The organism is Pseudomonas sp. D5(2026), from assembly GCF_057766845.1.
Map to the genome: position 1 here is coordinate 4,613,432 of NZ_CM173421.1, position 16,480 is coordinate 4,629,911.

At 60.5% G+C, this 16,480-nt stretch carries 17 protein-coding genes; 4 read left to right on the forward strand and 13 right to left on the reverse strand.

What is annotated here, in order from left to right:
* Nucleotides 1-251: 251 nt before the first annotated feature.
* The 7 genes from AC3B5Q_RS21330 to rplM form a co-directional block, all read right to left on the reverse strand.
* On the reverse strand, nucleotides 252-683 hold the full coding sequence (locus AC3B5Q_RS21330; protein WP_021784143.1) for a ClpXP protease specificity-enhancing factor: 432 nt from the start codon (nucleotides 681-683) through the stop codon (nucleotides 252-254).
* A 10-nt stretch (nucleotides 684-693) separates the two neighbouring features.
* Nucleotides 694-1,317 carry a glutathione S-transferase N-terminal domain-containing protein gene (locus AC3B5Q_RS21335; RefSeq protein WP_021784142.1) on the reverse strand — a complete coding sequence of 208 codons (624 nt, stop codon included), beginning with the start codon at nucleotides 1,315-1,317 and terminating at the stop codon, nucleotides 694-696.
* A gap of 116 nt (nucleotides 1,318-1,433) precedes the next feature.
* A complete protein-coding gene (locus AC3B5Q_RS21340; protein ID WP_021784141.1) occupies nucleotides 1,434-2,213 on the reverse strand; it encodes a cytochrome c1 in 780 nt (259 codons plus the stop codon).
* The gene (locus tag AC3B5Q_RS21345; RefSeq protein WP_028697485.1) at nucleotides 2,213-3,424 is read right to left on the reverse strand and encodes a cytochrome b; all 1,212 of its coding nucleotides are present in this window, start codon (nucleotides 3,422-3,424) and stop codon (nucleotides 2,213-2,215) included. The genes AC3B5Q_RS21340 and AC3B5Q_RS21345 overlap by 1 nt, the downstream gene beginning before the upstream one ends.
* The gene (gene petA / locus AC3B5Q_RS21350; RefSeq protein ID WP_028697484.1) at nucleotides 3,424-4,017 is read right to left on the reverse strand and encodes a ubiquinol-cytochrome c reductase iron-sulfur subunit; all 594 of its coding nucleotides are present in this window, start codon (nucleotides 4,015-4,017) and stop codon (nucleotides 3,424-3,426) included. The genes AC3B5Q_RS21345 and petA overlap by 1 nt, the downstream gene beginning before the upstream one ends.
* 262 nt (nucleotides 4,018-4,279) lie before the next feature.
* Nucleotides 4,280-4,672: a 30S ribosomal protein S9 gene (gene rpsI, locus AC3B5Q_RS21355; RefSeq protein ID WP_003251821.1), complete on the reverse strand. Its 393-nt coding sequence runs from the start codon at nucleotides 4,670-4,672 to the stop codon at nucleotides 4,280-4,282.
* A 14-nt stretch (nucleotides 4,673-4,686) separates the two neighbouring features.
* Entirely contained in the window at nucleotides 4,687-5,115 is a 429-nt protein-coding gene (gene rplM, locus AC3B5Q_RS21360) for a 50S ribosomal protein L13 (RefSeq protein WP_003251819.1), read from the reverse strand.
* A 258-nt stretch (nucleotides 5,116-5,373) separates the two neighbouring features.
* Here rplM and AC3B5Q_RS21365 point away from each other — a divergent pair, with 258 nt between their 5' ends.
* Both AC3B5Q_RS21365 and AC3B5Q_RS21370 read left to right on the forward strand, forming a co-directional pair.
* Nucleotides 5,374-6,414 (forward strand): NADP(H)-dependent aldo-keto reductase, encoded by a 1,041-nt coding sequence (locus AC3B5Q_RS21365; protein WP_021784138.1) that lies wholly within the window; start codon nucleotides 5,374-5,376, stop codon nucleotides 6,412-6,414.
* 180 nt (nucleotides 6,415-6,594) lie between these two features.
* Complete coding sequence (locus tag AC3B5Q_RS21370; protein ID WP_172402841.1) at nucleotides 6,595-7,515, forward strand: GlxA family transcriptional regulator; 921 nt, start codon at nucleotides 6,595-6,597, stop codon at nucleotides 7,513-7,515.
* Between the two features lie 105 nt (nucleotides 7,516-7,620).
* Here AC3B5Q_RS21370 and zapE read toward each other — a convergent pair whose 3' ends face one another.
* The 3 genes from zapE to AC3B5Q_RS21385 all read right to left on the reverse strand — a co-directional run bounded on the left by zapE (nucleotide 7,621) and on the right by AC3B5Q_RS21385 (nucleotide 10,891).
* Nucleotides 7,621-8,715 (reverse strand): cell division protein ZapE, encoded by a 1,095-nt coding sequence (zapE, locus tag AC3B5Q_RS21375; RefSeq protein WP_021784137.1) that lies wholly within the window; start codon nucleotides 8,713-8,715, stop codon nucleotides 7,621-7,623.
* A 165-nt stretch (nucleotides 8,716-8,880) separates the two neighbouring features.
* Nucleotides 8,881-10,230, reverse strand: coding sequence for a tryptophan--tRNA ligase (locus tag AC3B5Q_RS21380; RefSeq protein ID WP_021784136.1), 1,350 nt, complete (start codon nucleotides 10,228-10,230; stop codon nucleotides 8,881-8,883).
* Nucleotides 10,231-10,255: 25 nt separating this feature from the next.
* Nucleotides 10,256-10,891 carry an alpha/beta hydrolase gene (locus AC3B5Q_RS21385; protein ID WP_084850857.1) on the reverse strand — a complete coding sequence of 212 codons (636 nt, stop codon included), beginning with the start codon at nucleotides 10,889-10,891 and terminating at the stop codon, nucleotides 10,256-10,258.
* Between the two features lie 135 nt (nucleotides 10,892-11,026).
* Here AC3B5Q_RS21385 and AC3B5Q_RS21390 point away from each other — a divergent pair, with 135 nt between their 5' ends.
* Nucleotides 11,027-11,464: a Z-ring associated ZapG family protein gene (locus AC3B5Q_RS21390; RefSeq protein WP_010952432.1), complete on the forward strand. Its 438-nt coding sequence runs from the start codon at nucleotides 11,027-11,029 to the stop codon at nucleotides 11,462-11,464.
* A 162-nt stretch (nucleotides 11,465-11,626) separates the two neighbouring features.
* Here the strand turns inward: AC3B5Q_RS21390 and AC3B5Q_RS21395 are convergent, their stop codons facing one another.
* Nucleotides 11,627-12,823 (reverse strand): methionine gamma-lyase, encoded by a 1,197-nt coding sequence (locus AC3B5Q_RS21395; RefSeq protein ID WP_021784133.1) that lies wholly within the window; start codon nucleotides 12,821-12,823, stop codon nucleotides 11,627-11,629.
* A gap of 127 nt (nucleotides 12,824-12,950) precedes the next feature.
* Here AC3B5Q_RS21395 and AC3B5Q_RS21400 point away from each other — a divergent pair, with 127 nt between their 5' ends.
* Nucleotides 12,951-13,430, forward strand: a complete 480-nt coding sequence (locus AC3B5Q_RS21400) for an Lrp/AsnC family transcriptional regulator (protein ID WP_003251803.1) — start codon at nucleotides 12,951-12,953, stop codon at nucleotides 13,428-13,430.
* A gap of 85 nt (nucleotides 13,431-13,515) precedes the next feature.
* Here the strand turns inward: AC3B5Q_RS21400 and cysN are convergent, their stop codons facing one another.
* Together cysN and cysD are read right to left on the reverse strand one after the other, a co-directional pair.
* Complete coding sequence (cysN, locus tag AC3B5Q_RS21405; protein ID WP_084852049.1) at nucleotides 13,516-15,417, reverse strand: sulfate adenylyltransferase subunit CysN; 1,902 nt, start codon at nucleotides 15,415-15,417, stop codon at nucleotides 13,516-13,518.
* A gap of 15 nt (nucleotides 15,418-15,432) precedes the next feature.
* Nucleotides 15,433-16,350 (reverse strand): sulfate adenylyltransferase subunit CysD, encoded by a 918-nt coding sequence (gene cysD, locus AC3B5Q_RS21410; protein WP_003251799.1) that lies wholly within the window; start codon nucleotides 16,348-16,350, stop codon nucleotides 15,433-15,435.
* Between the last annotated feature and the right edge of the window lie 130 nt (nucleotides 16,351-16,480).

The following is a 16,480-nucleotide window of genomic DNA, read 5'->3' on the forward strand; positions in this document are numbered from 1 at the left end:
GAGATTTATAGCGCCTGTGAGAGCGGGCGCCGCCCGCGCGGCGCATCGCGAGCTGGCGCTCGCTCCTACGTTTGTTTCGGGCCAATTAACCCTGTGGGATCTGCACGCGAACGCCTTGGCGCATGACTCGATATTGCGTCCTGCTACCAAGGCGGCTGCGCGCGATGCGCCACGCGGGCGACGCCCGGGCTCACAGGCGCCAGAAAACTCACTGCCAGCAAAAAGGCGATCCTTCTGGATCGCCTTTTTTGTTACTTGACCACTTTCAGGCTTGGCCGACCACTCGGACGCGGCGGCTGCCCTCCATCGTCTGGCGGGCCATCGTCATCCGGCTGCACATCATCGTCTTCCAGCTCGTCGCCATCCATCAAAGACGGCTCCAGCTCGAAGACCATACCCTGGCCATTTTCGCGGGCGTAGATACCCAGGATGGCACCAACCGGCACGAACAGCGAGTGAGCCACGCCACTGAAGCGCCCCTCAAAGCTGACCGCGTCATTGTCCATGTGCAGGCTGCGCACGGCACTTGGCGAGATATTCAAGACGATCTGGCCATCACTGGCGAAACCATCCGGCACCTGAACTCTCGGGAATTCGGCATTGACCAGCATATGGGGCGTGCAATCGTTGTCGACGATCCACTCGTACAGTGCTCGAACCAGATAGGGGCGACTGGAGTTCATCAACGGCTCCTTAAAGCTTGCGCATTTCACGTTCTACGGAGGACAGGCTCGCCTGGAAAGGCTCGCGGGCGAACTGGCGCTCCATGTAATCCAGCAGCGGCTTGGCTTGCCGCGGCAACTCGATACCCAACACCGGCAAACGCCAGAGTATGGGTAATAGACAGCAATCGACCAGGCTTTGCTCATCACTCATGAAGCAGGCGAACTCGCTGAACAACGGCGAGACCCCGGTCAGGCTTTCGCGCAAGGCCTTGCGCGCCTCGGTTCGGGCAGCTTCACTGCTACGCGGGTCAAGCACGGTATCAGCCAAGGCACACCAGTCGCGCTGGATGCGGTGCATCAGCAGACGGCTGTTGCCACGCGCAACCGGGTATACCGGCATCAGCGGCGGGTGCGGGTAACGTTCCTCAAGGTATTCCATTACCACGGTCGATTCATACAACGCCAGGTCACGGTCGACCAAGGTCGGCACGCTGCCGTAAGGATTGACCTCGGCCAGCTTCGGCGGCAGGCGGGCGGGATCGACATCGATAAACTGCACGCTGACGCCCTTCTCGGCCAGAACCAGGCGCACCCGATGAGAATAGTGATCAGCGGGATCGGAATAGCAGGCTAACCTGTTGGTTGCGCCCATGTAGCGGCTCCTCGCACGGATGCTTGTGCAACTTTAAATGAAAACGCGCCCGGGGTGGCCTGGCAATACTGCTAGGCCACCCCGGGCGCGTTCAACAACCAGAAACTACTGCGTGATCAGTGCACGTCCTTCCAGTATTCACGCTTGAGCAAGTAGGCGAATACGAAGAAGAAAGCCAGGTACAGCAGCACATAGGTACCGATGCGCTGGCTTTCCAGCTTGACTGGGTTGGCCGAATAGGCCAGGAAGGTCACAAGGTTCTTGACCTTCTCGTCGAACTGCTCGGTCGTCAGGGTACCGGAATTCGGCGTAATGGTCAGCTGATCGCAAGCTTCATGGGTCAACGGGCTCCCGGTCAACGGGTCGAATTGCTTCTTGCCATCGACCACAGTCTGCACCTGCTTGCAACCTACCACCTGATTGCCTTGCAGACCAACCAGCACGTTAGGCATGCCGACGTTCGGGAACACCTTGTTGTTCACCCCGTAAGGGCGCGATGGATCCTCATAGAAGCTGCGCAGGTAGGTGTAAAGCCAGTCGGTACCGCGTACGCGGGCCACCAGGGTCAGGTCGGGCGGCGCGGCACCGAACCAGGTCTTGGCATCGCTGGGCTTCATGCCGATCTGCATGTGGTCACCAATCTTGGCACCCGTGAACACCAGCTTCTCGAGCATCAGTTCATGCGGGATGCCCAGGTCATCAGCCACCCGCTCGTAACGCTGGAACTTGGCACTGTGGCAACCCATGCAATAGTTGGCGAAGGTGCGCGCACCGTCCTGCATGGCGGCTTTGTCAGTCAGGTCGATATCGACCTTGTCCAGCTCCATGCCCTCTTCGGCAGCGAAGGAAAAGGCAGGCATCACTGCCAGCAACAATACTGCAATCAACTTTTTCATCAGCCAGTCACCCTTTCCGGAACCGGTTTGGTCTTCTCGAGCCTTGTGTAGAACGGCATCAGCAGGAAGTAGGCGAAGTACAGCACCGTGCACACCTGCGACAACAAGGTACGCCCAGGTGTCGGTGCCAGTACGCCCAGCACACCGAGGATGACGAAGGCCACGCAGAACACCAGCAGGAAGGCCTTGCTGATCCAACCCTTGTAACGCATGGAACGTACCGGGCTGCGGTCGAGCCAGGGCAGCACGAACAGCACGGCGATGGCCGCACCCATGGCAATGACGCCCATCAACTTGTCAGGCACCGCGCGCAGGATTGCGTAGAACGGTGTGAAGTACCACACCGGCGCGATGTGCGCTGGCGTCTTGAAAGCGTTGGCCTGCTCGAAGTTCGGTTTCTCCAGGAAGTAACCGCCCATTTCAGGGAAGAAGAACACCACGGCGCAGAACACGAAGAGGAAAACCACCACGCCGACAATGTCCTTGACGGTGTAGTACGGGTGGAACGGAATGCCATCCAGCGGAATACCGTTTTCGTCCTTTTTCTTCTTGATGTCGACACCATCAGGGTTGTTCGAACCCACTTCGTGCAGGGCGAGGATGTGCAGCACCACCAGGCCAAGAATCACGATTGGCAGGGCAACCACGTGCAGGGCGAAGAAGCGGTTCAGGGTGATACCCGAGATCAGGTAGTCACCGCGGATCCACTGAGTAAGGTCACCACCGATCACCGGAATGGCACCGAACAGCGAAATGATCACCTGGGCGCCCCAGTACGACATTTGCCCCCATGGCAGCAGGTAGCCCATGAACGCTTCAGCCATCAGCGCCAGATAGATCAGCATACCGAACAGCCAGACCAGCTCGCGCGGCTTCTGATAAGAGCCGTAGAGCAGGCCGCGGAACATGTGCAGGTAGACCACGATGAAGAACGCTGACGCACCCGTGGAGTGCAGGTAGCGCAGGATCCAGCCGTATTCCACGTCACGCATGATGTACTCGACCGAGGCAAACGCCTCTTCCGCCGAGGGCGTGAAGCTCATGGTCAGCCACACGCCGGTCACGATCTGGTTGACCAGCACCAGCAATGCCAGCGAGCCAAAGAAGTACAGGAAGTTGAAGTTCTTGGGTGCGTAATACTTGCTCAGGTGGTCTTCCCACATCTTGGTGGCGGGGAAGCGAGCATCAATCCAGTCCATGAACTTGCTCATCATGCTTTCTCCTGGTCGACGCCAATGACGATGATCTCGTCCGACTCATAAGAGTGCGGTGGCACGGGCAGGTTGAGAGGCGCCGGCTGGGACTTGTAGACACGACCAGCCAGGTCATAGCGGGAGCCGTGGCACGGGCAGAAATAACCACCTACCCATTTCGGCCCGAGGTCAGCGGGTGCCACTTCCGGCCGAAAGAGGGGCGAACAGCCCAGGTGCGTGCACAGGCCGACGAGAATGAGAATTTCCGGCTTGATCGAGCGAACCTCAGGGTCGACGTACGCCGGCTGTACCGAGGCCTTGGACTCGGGATCGGACAGGTCAGCCGTGATTTTTTTCAGATTGCCAAGGATTTCCTCAGTTCGCCGCACGATGAATACGGGCTGGCCACGCCACTCGGCCACCATCTGCTGCCCTGCCTCGACCTTGGCGACGTTGACCTTCACCGGTGCACCTGCGGCTTTCGCCTTGGCACTGGGAAACCATGACCCCACGAACGGTACCGCAGCCCCCACTGCCCCCGCTGCCCCGACCACGGATGTCGCGGCTACGAGGAAGCGGCGCCGGCCTGCGTTGACGCCGTCATTGCTCATTCAGTCCTCTCCCATCAGCTTGCTTGGCCAGTTGGACCTGGCCTGTACTTAGGTTGTGTCAATGGCACTAAAAATTGGCCGCCATGGTAAGAAACAAATCCACACACTGACAAGGTGATTACCCCGGCAAGGGCGACAACCCGCGCTTTGCTTGATCTGCGTCTATGCGACAAGCGGCCACTGACTGCTGACAGGTTAGTTCAAGCCTAAAAAAAAAGCCCGGTTCCAAGGAACCGGGCTTTTTTCGACTGCCGAAGCGGTATTAACGCTTGGAGTACTGAGGACGCTTACGCGCTTTACGCAGACCCACTTTCTTACGCTCAACTTCACGAGCGTCGCGGGTGACGTAGCCAGCACGACGCAGAGCGCCACGCAGGGTTTCGTCGTATTCCATCAGAGCGCGGGTGATACCGTGACGGATCGCACCGGCTTGACCGCTGACACCACCACCGGAAACGGTGACGTAGATGTCGAATTTCTCAACGGATTCAGTCAGCTCGAGCGGCTGGCGAACAACCATGCGAGCGGTTTCGCGACCGAAGAACACGTCCAGAGAACGGTTGTTGATGGAAATGTTACCAGTACCCGGACGCAGGAATACGCGAGCGGTTGCGGTCTTGCGACGGCCAGTGCCGTAATTTTGAGTCGCCGACATAATGAACTATCCCGTTAGATCTTCAGTTCTTGAGGCTGCTGAGCAGTGTGTGGGTGAGCAGCACCCGCGTACACTTTCAGCTTGCGGTACATGTCGCGACCCAGCGGGTTCTTAGGCAGCATGCCCTTGACCGCAGTTTCGATAACACGCTCAGGGGCCTTGGCGATCAACTTCTCGAAGTTGATTTCCTTGATACCGCCTGGGAAACCGGAGTGGGAGTAGTACATTTTGTCGGAAGACTTGGCACCAGTCACACGAACCTGCTCGGCGTTGATAACGACGATGTAGTCGCCGGTGTCAACGTGAGGGGTGTATTCTGGTTTGTGTTTGCCACGCAGACGGGTAGCGATTTCGGTAGCCAGACGACCCAGGGTCTGGCCAGCGGCGTCGACTACGAACCACTCGCGCTTTACTGTTTCCGGTTTAGCAGTAAAAGTTTTCATTCTCTAAAGCCTCAGAGGCCGCCCAGCGAAAAATAGACGGCGAATCTTACTGGATAGTGCACAGCTTGCCAAGGGCAAGCGCGCAGCCGAACACAGACGCTTTTGGGGGCTCGGGTCGGGCACGCCAATGTTCGACGGGGTTCTTCCTGCGTGATGGTGCATCACTTCCGCCACGCGGAGAGGTGCTGAATTATCCAGATTGCGCGAAAAATTTCAACCTGCTTTGATGAGCATCTATTGCCAAGGAGTGACTAACCGATGGAATACCGCCAGCTCGGCCGTACCGATCTCAACGTCAGCGCCCTGTGCCTGGGCACCATGACCTGGGGCGAGCAGAACATCCAGGCCGAGGCCTTCGCACAAATTGCCCGGGCCAAGGCCGCCGGGGTCAACTTCATCGACACCGCCGAGATGTACCCGGTCCCTCCACGCCCGGAAACCTACGCAGCCACCGAGCGCATCATCGGCAACTGGTTCCGTGAACATGGCGACCGCGACGCGTGGATCCTGGCCAGCAAGGTTGCAGGCCCGGGCAACGGCATCAGCCATATCCGCGACGGGCAGCTCAAGCACAACCGTCAGCACATCGTCGCGGCGCTGGACGAAAGCCTGAAGCGCCTGCAGACCGACCGGATTGACCTGTACCAGTTGCACTGGCCAGAGCGCAGCACCAACTTCTTCGGCAAGCTGGGCTACCAGCACCTGCCGCAGGATCACTTCACCCCACTGGAAGAAACCCTCCAGGTGCTCGACGAGCAGGTACGTGCGGGCAAGATCCGTCATATCGGCCTGTCCAACGAAACGCCGTGGGGCACCATGAAATTCCTGCAACTGGCCGAGAGCCATGGCTGGCCGCGGGCGGTATCGATCCAGAACCCGTACAACCTGCTCAACCGCAGCTTCGAGGTGGGCCTGGCAGAAGTGGCCATACGCGAGCAATGTGGCTTGCTGGCCTATTCGCCGCTGGCATTCGGCATGCTTTCTGGCAAGTACGAGAACGGCGCACGGCCGGACAATGCACGCCTGACCCTGTTCAGCCGCTTTGCCCGTTACTCCAACCCACAGACCGTGGCGGCCTGCAGCCGCTACGTGCAGCTGGCCCGCGAGCACGGCCTGGACCCGGCGCAAATGGCCCTGGCGTTCGTCACCCGACAGCCGTTCGTGACCAGCAACATCATTGGCGCCACCAGCCTGGAGCAGTTGGACAGCAACCTGGCCAGCCTTGAACTGAACCTGAGCGCCGATCTGCTGACAGCGATCGAAGCCATTCATCAGGAACAACCCAACCCGGCGCCTTGAGCCAAACACTGCGCGCCGCTGTTCCATGGGGTAGACACAATCGCCAAAAAATAAGACGATCCAGCCGGTGATTGACCACTCTACCCTATAAGAACAATGACAATGATGTTTACCCAACCCTCAGCGTCGCTGCGGCGCGTCAGCATCCTGGCCATTGACAAGGTGTTCGCTTCGACCTTGATGCAGGCCAAGGACTTCTTCCACCTCGCCAGTCTGCGCTACAGCAAGCAGCTGGGCCTGGGCTTGCAGCCCATGTTCGAAATCCGCCTGGTGAGCCCCGACAGCCAGCCCGTGGACAGCTTCAGCAATGTGCAGTTACCGGTTGACGGCGGCCTGGACGACGCCGATGTGATCATCCTCCCGGCCTACTGGGATGACTTCGACAACCTGCTGCAACGTTATCCCCAGGTGCTGCCGTGGCTGCGTGAACAGCATGCGCGTGGCGCGGTGCTGTGCGCCGAGGCCAGTGGTGTGTTCTGGCTGGCCGAATCCGGCCTGCTCGATGGCAAGGAGGCGACCACCTACTGGCGCTTCTTCAACAGCTTTGCCGAACGCTTCCCGCAGATCCGCCTGAACCAGGACAAGCACCTGACCGATGCCGACAATATCTATTGCGCCGGCGGTGCAACTTCAGCTTGCGACCTGTACATCTACCTGATCGAACGCTTCTGCGGCGCCAACGTGGCCCGTGCGGTGTCCCGCGATATCCTCTACGAAGTACAACGCAACTACACCCCGGGGCGCATGGGCTTTGGCGGGCAGAAGCTGCACCAGGACCTGATCATCCTGCAGATCCAGCACTGGCTGGAGGAACACTTCGCCGACAAGTTCCGCTTCGAGGATGTGGCCCGCAACCACGGCATGAGCATCCGCAACTTCATGCGCCGCTTCCAGGGCGCAACAGGTGACAAGCCCCTGCACTACCTGCAACGGCTACGCATCGAAACAGCCAAGGGGTTGTTGTCGAGTACGCGCAAAAGCATCAAGACCATCAGTTACGAGGTGGGGTATGACGATGCCAGTTTCTTTGCGCGACTGTTCCGCCAGCACACCGAGTTGTCGCCGAACCAGTATCGGCAGCAGTTCATGCAGGAAGCCTGAGAGGCCTCCAGAGCGGCAGGTTTCGCGCTTGAAGCGACAAGGAAAACCAGGGTGGATGGCGCTTTGCCCTGAATGTTCCTTGCCGCCTGAAGCTTGCCGCTGCCGTTAAGGCTTGTGCGCGCGCGCCAGGAATTCGTGCGACTGCATCTCCAGCAACCGGCTCAGGGTACGCTGGAACTCGAAGCTCAGACGCCCACCGGTATACAGGTCCTTCAACTCCACCTCGGCCGAGATGATCAGCTTGACGTTGCGATCGTAGAACTCGTCCACCATGTTGATGAAACGACGGGCGATGTCGTCGGTGGTGACACCCATCTGCTCTACGTTGCTCAGCAATACGGCGTGGAAGATCTTGCCCAGCTCAATGTAGTCGTTCTGGCTACGCGGCCCGTCGCACAGGGCGCGGAAGTCAAACCAGGCGACGTCGTCGCAAGTACGCAGGGCATTGATCGGGCGGTTCTCGATCATCAGCACGTCGTTTTCGATCGCCTGGGTGCACTCAGGGGTGAGCGCCTTGAAGCTGGCGCGCATGCTCTGGTGCGCCGCGTCATCGAGCGGGAAGTGGAACAGTTCAGCCTGCTCCAGGTGACGCAGACGGTAGTCGACCCCGCTATCGACGTTCACCACGTCGGTGTACTGCTTGATCATGGCGATGGCCGGCAGGAAGCGCGCACGCTGCAGGCCATCCTTGTACAGGCCGTCCGGCACGATGTTGGAGGTGGCCACCAGCGACACGCCATTCTTGAACAGCTCTTCCATCAAGGTGCCGAGGATCATGGCGTCGGTAATGTCCGACACGAAGAATTCGTCGAAGCAGATCACCTTGGCTTCTTCGCTGAAGCGCTTGGCGATGATGGTCAGCGGGTTCTTCTCGCCCTTGAGGGTTTTCATTTCCTCGTGCACACGCTTCATGAAGCGGTGGAAGTGCGTACGCATCTTCTGCTTGAACGGCAGCGCTTCGTAGAAGGTATCAACCAGGTAGGTCTTGCCTCGCCCTACCCCACCCCAGAAGTACAGGCCCTTGACCGGGGTCTGCCCCTTCTTGCCGAACAGCTTGCCGAACACGCCCGGCTTGTTGTTCTGCGCGTGCACCAGGTCGTCGTACAGGCGCTGGAGGTGACGCACCGCAGTTTCCTGCGCCGCGTCATGGAAGAAGTCGGGACGTTTCAGATCTGCTTGATAGCGTTCTAAGGGAGTCATGATTCGTTAGCGAGGCAACAAAAAACGGGCCGTCACTGTAGCGACAGGCCCGCTTAATGGCAATCAGTCTGTGGGAGCGGGCGTGCCCGCGAACACCGGCAAAGCCGGTGCCATGCAACGCGGCACCTGTTTCGCGGGCACGCCCGCTCCCACCGTTTGCCAGCCTCAGTCCTGCTGTGGCGCCAAAGCTTCGTTCAGGCTCTGAATGGCGGCATCACGAGCTTCGGCGCTTTCGAACTGCGGCCCTTCGGCGACCTGCTCGCCATCGAGCCACAGGCCGAAGCTCAGGCCTTCGACGCGGACATCGGCCTCGCCACCCTGCTGCAACTGCTTGCTCACGGCGCCAGCACTTTTGCCGTCGGCGAAGCTGCGCGACAGCAGCAGTTGCTCACCGTCGGCGGCCAGCAGGCGGAAACGGAAGCTGCCGTCTTCGTCACGGAAGCTGACGAAGCGTGCGCTCTTGGCAGCCTTCTTCTTCACCTCGGTGCTGGCCTGCACGCTGCTGCGGAACGAACGCAAGCCAACGGCCTCGCGCAGCTGCTCGAGGAACGGCGTGGCGATCTTGCGGGCCTTGGCGGCGCCGGCCAGCAGGATGTCTTCCAGGTCCGCCGGCCGGGCGATCAGTTGGTGATAGTACTCGCGCTTCTCGGCCAGCTGGCCGTCCAGCAGCTGGAACAGGCGCTGCTTGGCATCGCCCCAGCCCAGGCCCTGCAGCAGTTCTTCGCGGAACCCGGCGCATTGCTCAGGCGTCGAGAAGGCCTGGTAGAGGGTGAACAGGTGCGCGTTGTCCGGGTCTTTCGCCTCACCGGGCGCGCGCGAATCGGTGACGATGCGCGAGATGGCGTCTTTCATGTCCTTGGCGCTGGTGAACAACGGGATGGTGTTGTCATAGCTCTTGGACATCTTGCGCCCGTCCAGGCCCGGCAGGGTCGCCACGCTTTCTTCGATCACAGCCTCCGGCAAGGCGAAGAAGTCCTTGCCCTGGCCGAACAGGTGGTTGAAGCGCTGGCCGATGTCGCGGGCCATTTCCACGTGCTGGATCTGGTCACGACCGACCGGCACCTTGTTGGCGTTGAACATCAGGATATCGGCGGCCATCAGCACCGGGTAGCTGAACAGGCCCATGGTCACGCCGGCGTCCGGGTCTTCGCCGTTCTCGACGTTCTTGTCCACCGAGGCCTTGTAGGCATGCGCACGGTTCAGCAGGCCTTTGGCAGCAACGCAGGTCAGCAGCCAGGTCAGTTCGGGAATTTCCGGGATATCGGACTGGCGATAGAAGGTCACCTTGTCCGGGTCCAGGCCACCGGCCAGCCAGGTGGCGGCGATTTCCAGGCGCGAACGCTGGATGCGCAGCGGGTCGTCGCACTTGATCAGGGCATGGTAGTCGGCCAGGAAGTAGAACGAGTCGACACCGGGCTGCTGGCTGGCACGGATCGCCGGGCGGATGGCGCCGGCGTAGTTGCCCAGGTGCGGAGTGCCGGTGGTGGTGATACCGGTAAGAATGCGCGTGGTCATGGGTGTTCGCTTATTCAGGCTTGGCTCAGTTCGAAAGGCGCGGCAGCAGCAGATCCTTCAGATCGGTCAGCTTGCCATGGAAGAAGTGTCCGCATTCTGCCACTTTCAGCAGCTCATGGGGACGCGACAGGCTGTCGGACCATTCGTAAACCAGCTGCGGCGCGACGACTTCGTCGGCGTCCGGCTGCACCACGGTGATCGGGCAGCGCTGCGGCAGCGGGAATTCGGCGGTCAGGCGCATGACCGCCGGGGCGATCATGAACAGGTGCTGCAACTCGACACCTGCTGTTTCAAGGCGCCCGGCCAGGCTGGTGGCAACGAAACCACCGAACGAAAAGCCCATCAGCACCAGCGGTAGCCCGGGGTGCCTGGCACGCAGCCATGCTGCAGCGGCCTCGGCATCGGCCACTTCGCCAGCGCCCATGTCATGGCTGCCAGCACTCTGGCCGACGCCACGGTAGTTGAAACGCAGGGTCACATAACCGGCATCACGTGCGGTGCGCTGCAGGGTCGAGACAACCTTGTTGAGCATGGTGCCGCCCTGGACCGGGTTAGGATGGCAGATCAGCACCGCGCCACGGGCTTGCGCCACGTCGAGGTACAAAGCTTCAAGCTGGCCGCAAGGGCCATCGATGAACAAGGGGGTTTCGCGGACAAGCAAGGCACTACTCCGTGACCTCGGGAAGGGTCGATTCGTCTAGGTGTGAAATTCTGTTCTGATTTGCGATCGCTCGCGGTATACAGCGCAGGTCTGAGCCGTTAACGTAAAGCAAAGCCGTTTATAGAGGAAGGACTCGTGGAACTCTCGCTCCTTGTTTGGTTGTTGCCAACCCTGGCCTTGGTCATCGGTGTGGCAGTCGGTTTCATTGTTGCCCGCCTGCTGCCCAACGCGGCGCCGAGCAACACCCAGCGTCAACTGGATGACATCCAGAAGCGCTTCGACAGCTACCAGAACGAAGTGGTCACCCACTTCAACAGCACCGCCATGCTGGTCAAGAAACTGACCCAGAGCTACCAGGACGTACAGGATCACCTGGCTGAAGGCGCCAACAGCCTGGCCCTCGATGACGTCACTCGCCAACGCCTGCTGGCTGCACTGCACTCCGATGCGCCGCAAGGCCCACGTGACCGCCTGACCCCGCCTAAAGACACCGCCGAAGTGCCGCGCGACTATGCGCCGAAAGCGCCCAACTCGCCGGGCATGCTGGATGAGAGCTACGGGCTCAAGCGTTGATCTGCTGAACATGCAAAAGGCCTCGCAAGAGGCCTTTTTTGTGGGCTGGATTCACTGGCCCCTTCGCGGGCACGCCCGCTCCCACAGGTACACCACAGCATGTGAAACTTGTGGAATACCTGTGGGAGCGGGCGTGCCCGCGAAGGGGCCAGTGCAGGCAACCTAACAGCAGGCCTGCAATGCCTGTTCGACATCTGCCAGCAGGTCCTCCACATCCTCCAGCCCCACCGACAGACGCACCAACCCCTCCGATATCCCATGATGCGCCCGCTCCTGCGGCGTGTAGCTAGAATGCGTCATACTCGCCGGATGCTGCGCCAGCGACTCGGCATCTCCCAGGCTCACCGCCCGGGCAAAGAGCTGCAGCGCATTCATGAAGCGCCGCCCCGCCTCAATGCCACCCTTGAGCTCAAACGCAATCATCCCCCCAGGCAAACGCATCTGTCGCTGGGCCAACGCGTACTGGGCAAAAGACGGTAGCCCCGGGTAATGAATCAATTCCACCTGCGGCTGCCGAGCCAGAAATTCGGCCACCTTCTGAGCATTGGCGCAATGCCGGTCCATTCGCAGGGCCAGGGTCTTGATACCGCGCATCAGCAACGCCGCGTCATGCGGTGACAGCACCGCCCCGGTCATATCCTTCAGCCCTTCCAGGCGAATGCGATCGACCAACGCCTTGCGCCCCACCACCAAACCCGCAGTGATATCACCGTGGCCACTGAGGTACTTGGTTGCCGAGTGCACCACCAGGTCCGCCCCCAGCTCCAGTGGCCGCTGCAGGTACGGCGTACAGTAGGTGTTATCGACCACAACATGCACATCATGCCCCCGCACCGCCTCGACAACCGCCTCAATGTCCACAAGCTGCATATTGGGGTTGGCCGGTGTTTCGAAGTAGATCATCCGCGTTTTGCTGTTTATCGCCGCCTTCAGAGCCTTGGCATCGTTGAGATCGACATGGCGTACTTTGACGCCGAACTCACCAATACCGTGGTGCAGAAAAGCGAAGGTGCAGCCATACAAGGTGCGCCCCACAATCAGCTCATCGCCAGGCCGTAGCAGGGTCCAGATGGTTGAGGTAATCGCACCCATCCCTGATGCCAACGCCAAGCCCGCCTCACCGCCCTCAAGCGAAGCCATGCGCTGCTCCAGCAAGGCCAGCGTGGGGTTGGAGATGCGGCTGTAGAAGTGCCCCGCCTCCTCTCCGGCGAAGCAGGCAGCGCCGTACTCAACAGTGGGGAAGGCATAGGTGGCCGTCTGGTACACCGGCGGCACCAAGGCGCCACCGTGGGACAGCGGGTCGTAGCCATGGTGAATGGCCCGCGTGGAAAAACCGGTGTTGTCGTGGGAGTCGCGCATGGCAACGGCCTCTTGTGGTTTGTTGTAAGCTTATGCCACCGAGCCGCCCAATTTTTTCCAAAATAGCCTACACATAGGCGTGCTTTCTGGAACAAAAACAATAATCACCGGACCAGGAGGGCAAAATATGCCTTCAAGCCTCGACCGCACCGACCGTGCCCTGCTCGCCGCCTTGCAGGACAACGCCCGCCTCACCGTTGCCGAACTCGCCGATCAGGTGGCACTGACCACCTCGCCCTGCTGGCGACGGGTCAAGCTGCTGGAAGAAAACGGCTACATCACCGGCTACCAGGCCATCCTCTCGCCCAAGTCGCTGGGGTTTGGCGTGACCGCATTCGTCAGCATCATGATGGACTCGCACACCAAGGACATGGCGCTGGCGTTCGAACAGCGGCTGATGGAAATTCCCGAAATCGTCGCCTGCCACAACATCTCCGGGCGCTATGACTTTCTGCTGGAGATCCTGGCACGGGACCTGGAGTCGTTTGGGGAATTTACCCGGGAGGTGCTGCAGCGGTTGCCGGGGGTGAAGGAGATCTATTCGAGTTTTTCGTACAAAGCAGTCAAGGAAAGGCGGGTGATACCGGTGTCGGAGAAACATATATAGGACAGATCTTTCCGAACAGTGGGAAGGATCCTGAACGCGAGACAAAAAACCCCGCCGAAGCGGGGTTCTCCTTGCAGGCTAGCGCTTAGATCGCGCCACGCTGACGCAGCACGTCCAGCACCTGTTTCACGCCTTCGTCCACGCTGGTGGCCTGGGTGTCGATCACAAGATCAGCATCCAGCGGCACATCGAACGGGAAGCTCTCGCCCGGGATGTTGTCGCCACCGGCAGCGTACAGGCCTTGCGGGTCACGCTCGCGGCAGACCAGCGGCGAGGCCTGGACGTAAACGGTCACCAGGCGCTCCTTGCCGATCAGCGCCTTGGCCTGTTCGCGGCCTTCGGCATCCGGGGCCACGAACGCAGCCAGGGTCAGCATGCCGGCTTCGTTGAACTGGCGCGCCACGTGGGCGGCGCGGCGCCAGTTCTCGGTGCGGCCGGCGCGGTCCTGTGGCAGGCCCTTGTTCAGGTCGTGACGCAGGTTCTGGCCGTCGAGCACGTACACCGCGCGGCCCATGTCGAACAGCTTGCGCTCCACGGCATAAGCCAAGGTGCTCTTGCCAGCACCCGACAGGCCGCTGAACAGCACGGTGGCTGGCTGCTGGCCGAAGCGCAGGGCGCGCTCTTCGGTGGACACGTGGGCCTGCTTGCCATGATGGCCGGTGCTGCCGTGTGGCAACACGGGCGGGGCGATGATCATGCCGGCGCCAACGGTGCCATTGGTCAGGCGGTCGATGACGATGAACGCACCGGTGGTGCGGTTGCTGTCGTAACCGTCCAGGGCAATCGAGGTGTCCAGGGCAACCTTGACGCGGCCGATCTCGTTCAGCTGCAGCGCGCTGGCAGCGCCCTGCTCCAGGGTGTTCACATCGACCTTGTGGGTGATGCTGGCAATCGAGCCTGGTACGTAGCTGGTGGCACGCTTGATGTCGTATTTCTTGCCCGGGAGCATCGGCTCCTCGGCCATCCACACCAGCATGGCGTCGAAGTGGTCAGTTACCGGCGGGACGTTGTCGGCATGTACCAGCAGGTCGCCACGGGAGATGTCGATCTCGTCTTCCATGGTCAGGGTCACGGCCTGGCCTGGGCCGGCGTTTTCCAGTTCACCTTCGTAGGTGACGATGGACTTGACCCGGCTGCTCTTGCCCGACGGCAGCACGACAATCTCGTCACCTTTGTGCACCACGCCGCTGGCAATGGTGCCAGCGAAGCCGCGGAAGTTCAGGTTGGGACGGTTGACGTACTGCACCGGGAAACGCAGGTCGGTGAAGTTGCGGTCGGCCGAAACCTCGACGGTTTCGAGGATTTCCATCAGCGTCGGGCCGGCGTACCACGGCGATTGCTCGCTGTGGTTGACCACGTTGTCACCCTTGAGCGCCGACATCGGCACGAAGTGCAGGCTGCTCGGGGTCAGGTTGATGGCTTCGGCAAACTTCAGGTAGTCGGCCTTGATCGACTCGAAGACGCCTTCATCGAAGCCCTTCAGGTCCATCTTGTTGACCGCGACCACGATGTGCTTGATGCCCAGCAACGACGCGATGTAGCTGTGGCGACGGGTCTGGGTCTGCACACCGTAGCGGGCATCGACCAAGATGATCGCCAGGTCGCAGGTGGACGCACCGGTAGCCATGTTGCGGGTGTACTGCTCGTGGCCCGGGGTGTCGGCGATGATGAACTTGCGCTTGGCGGTGGAGAAGTAGCGGTAGGCGACATCGATGGTGATGCCCTGCTCGCGCTCGGCCTGCAGGCCATCTACCAGCAGCGCCAGGTCGACTTCTTCGCCGGTGGTGCCGACTTTCTTCGAATCACGGGTGATGGCCTCGAGGTGGTCCTCGTAGATCATCTTCGAATCGTGCAGCAGGCGCCCGATCAGGGTGCTCTTGCCGTCGTCAACGTTGCCGCAAGTCAGAAAGCGCAGCAGTTCCTTGCGCTCATGCTGGGCCAGGTAGGCGAGGATGTCCTCGCTGATCAGATCAGATTGGTGCGACATGGAGTAACCCTGAAATTAGAAGTAGCCTTGGCGTTTCTTGTCTTCCATGGAACCGGCGCCATCGTGATCGATGACACGGCCCTGGCGTTCGGACGTACGGGTCAGGAGCATTTCCTGAATGATGTCCGTCAGGGTCTCGGCTTCCGATTCGACAGCGCCCGTCAGCGGGTAGCAGCCGAGGGTACGGAAACGCACCTTCTTCTTGACGATGCGGGCTTTTTCTTCCTCGGAGAGGTGCTCGAGGATGCGCTCGTCGTCGATCATGATCAGGGTGCCGTTCTTCTCGATGACTTCACGCTCGGCAGCGAAGTACAGCGGCACGATCGGGATGCCTTCAAGGTAGATGTACTGCCAGATGTCCAGTTCGGTCCAGTTCGACAACGGGAAGACACGGATCGACTCACCCTTGTTGACCTTGCCGTTGTACACGTTCCACAGCTCGGGGCGCTGGTTCTTCGGGTCCCAGCGGTGCTTGCTGTCACGGAACGAATACACACGCTCCTTGGCCCGCGACTTCTCTTCGTCGCGGCGCGCGCCACCGAAGGCAGCGTCGAAACCATGCTTGTCCAACGCCTGCTTCAGGCCCTGGGTCTTCATGATGTCGGTATGCTTGGAGCTGCCATGGGTGAACGGGTTGATACCCTGCGCCACACCCTCGGGGTTGACGTGGGTGATCAGCTCCAGGCCCATTTCCTCGACCATCTTGTCGCGGAAGCTGTACATCTCCTGGAATTTCCACTGGGTGTCGACGTGCATCACCGGGAACGGCAGCTTGCCCGGGAAGAAGGCCTTGCGCGCCAGGTGCAGCATCACGGCGGAGTCCTTGCCGATCGAGTACAGCATCACCGGGTTGTCGAACTCGGCGGCCACCTCGCGGATGATGTGGATGCTCTCCGCCTCCAGCTGTTTCAAGTGCGTCAGTTTGTCGACCATGGCTACTCACGAAAAACGATCTTATGGACGGCCTGCGGGCCGTGTTCGAGCGAGCCACTTTATCACAGCGGCTGCTTCTATTTAGGAGGCTGGCTAGATCGAAAAAATCTAACGATATGACTGGGGGTTT

What these genes read in the sequence shown, in the direction of transcription:
- rplM (WP_003251819.1), bottom strand. Translation starts at nt 5,115, where the DNA reads ATGAAAACTTTTACTGCTAAACCGGAAACAGTAAAGCGCGAGTGGTTC.
- AC3B5Q_RS21380 (WP_021784136.1), bottom strand. Translation starts at nt 10,230, where the DNA reads ATGACCACGCGCATTCTTACCGGTATCACCACCACCGGCACTCCGCAC.
- petA (WP_028697484.1), bottom strand. Translation starts at nt 4,017, where the DNA reads ATGAGCAATGACGGCGTCAACGCAGGCCGGCGCCGCTTCCTCGTAGCC.
- cysD (WP_003251799.1), bottom strand. Translation starts at nt 16,350, where the DNA reads ATGGTCGACAAACTGACGCACTTGAAACAGCTGGAGGCGGAGAGCATC.
- cysN (WP_084852049.1), bottom strand. Translation starts at nt 15,417, where the DNA reads ATGTCGCACCAATCTGATCTGATCAGCGAGGACATCCTCGCCTACCTG.
- rpsI (WP_003251821.1), bottom strand. Translation starts at nt 4,672, where the DNA reads ATGTCGGCGACTCAAAATTACGGCACTGGCCGTCGCAAGACCGCAACC.
- AC3B5Q_RS21335 (WP_021784142.1), bottom strand. Translation starts at nt 1,317, where the DNA reads ATGGGCGCAACCAACAGGTTAGCCTGCTATTCCGATCCCGCTGATCAC.
- AC3B5Q_RS21345 (WP_028697485.1), bottom strand. Translation starts at nt 3,424, where the DNA reads ATGAGCAAGTTCATGGACTGGATTGATGCTCGCTTCCCCGCCACCAAG.
- AC3B5Q_RS21370 (WP_172402841.1), top strand. Translation starts at nt 6,595, where the DNA reads ATGCAGGCCAAGGACTTCTTCCACCTCGCCAGTCTGCGCTACAGCAAG.
- zapE (WP_021784137.1), bottom strand. Translation starts at nt 8,715, where the DNA reads ATGACTCCCTTAGAACGCTATCAAGCAGATCTGAAACGTCCCGACTTC.
- AC3B5Q_RS21330 (WP_021784143.1), bottom strand. Translation starts at nt 683, where the DNA reads ATGAACTCCAGTCGCCCCTATCTGGTTCGAGCACTGTACGAGTGGATC.
- AC3B5Q_RS21400 (WP_003251803.1), top strand. Translation starts at nt 12,951, where the DNA reads ATGCCTTCAAGCCTCGACCGCACCGACCGTGCCCTGCTCGCCGCCTTG.
- AC3B5Q_RS21340 (WP_021784141.1), bottom strand. Translation starts at nt 2,213, where the DNA reads ATGAAAAAGTTGATTGCAGTATTGTTGCTGGCAGTGATGCCTGCCTTT.
- AC3B5Q_RS21395 (WP_021784133.1), bottom strand. Translation starts at nt 12,823, where the DNA reads ATGCGCGACTCCCACGACAACACCGGTTTTTCCACGCGGGCCATTCAC.
- AC3B5Q_RS21365 (WP_021784138.1), top strand. Translation starts at nt 5,374, where the DNA reads ATGGAATACCGCCAGCTCGGCCGTACCGATCTCAACGTCAGCGCCCTG.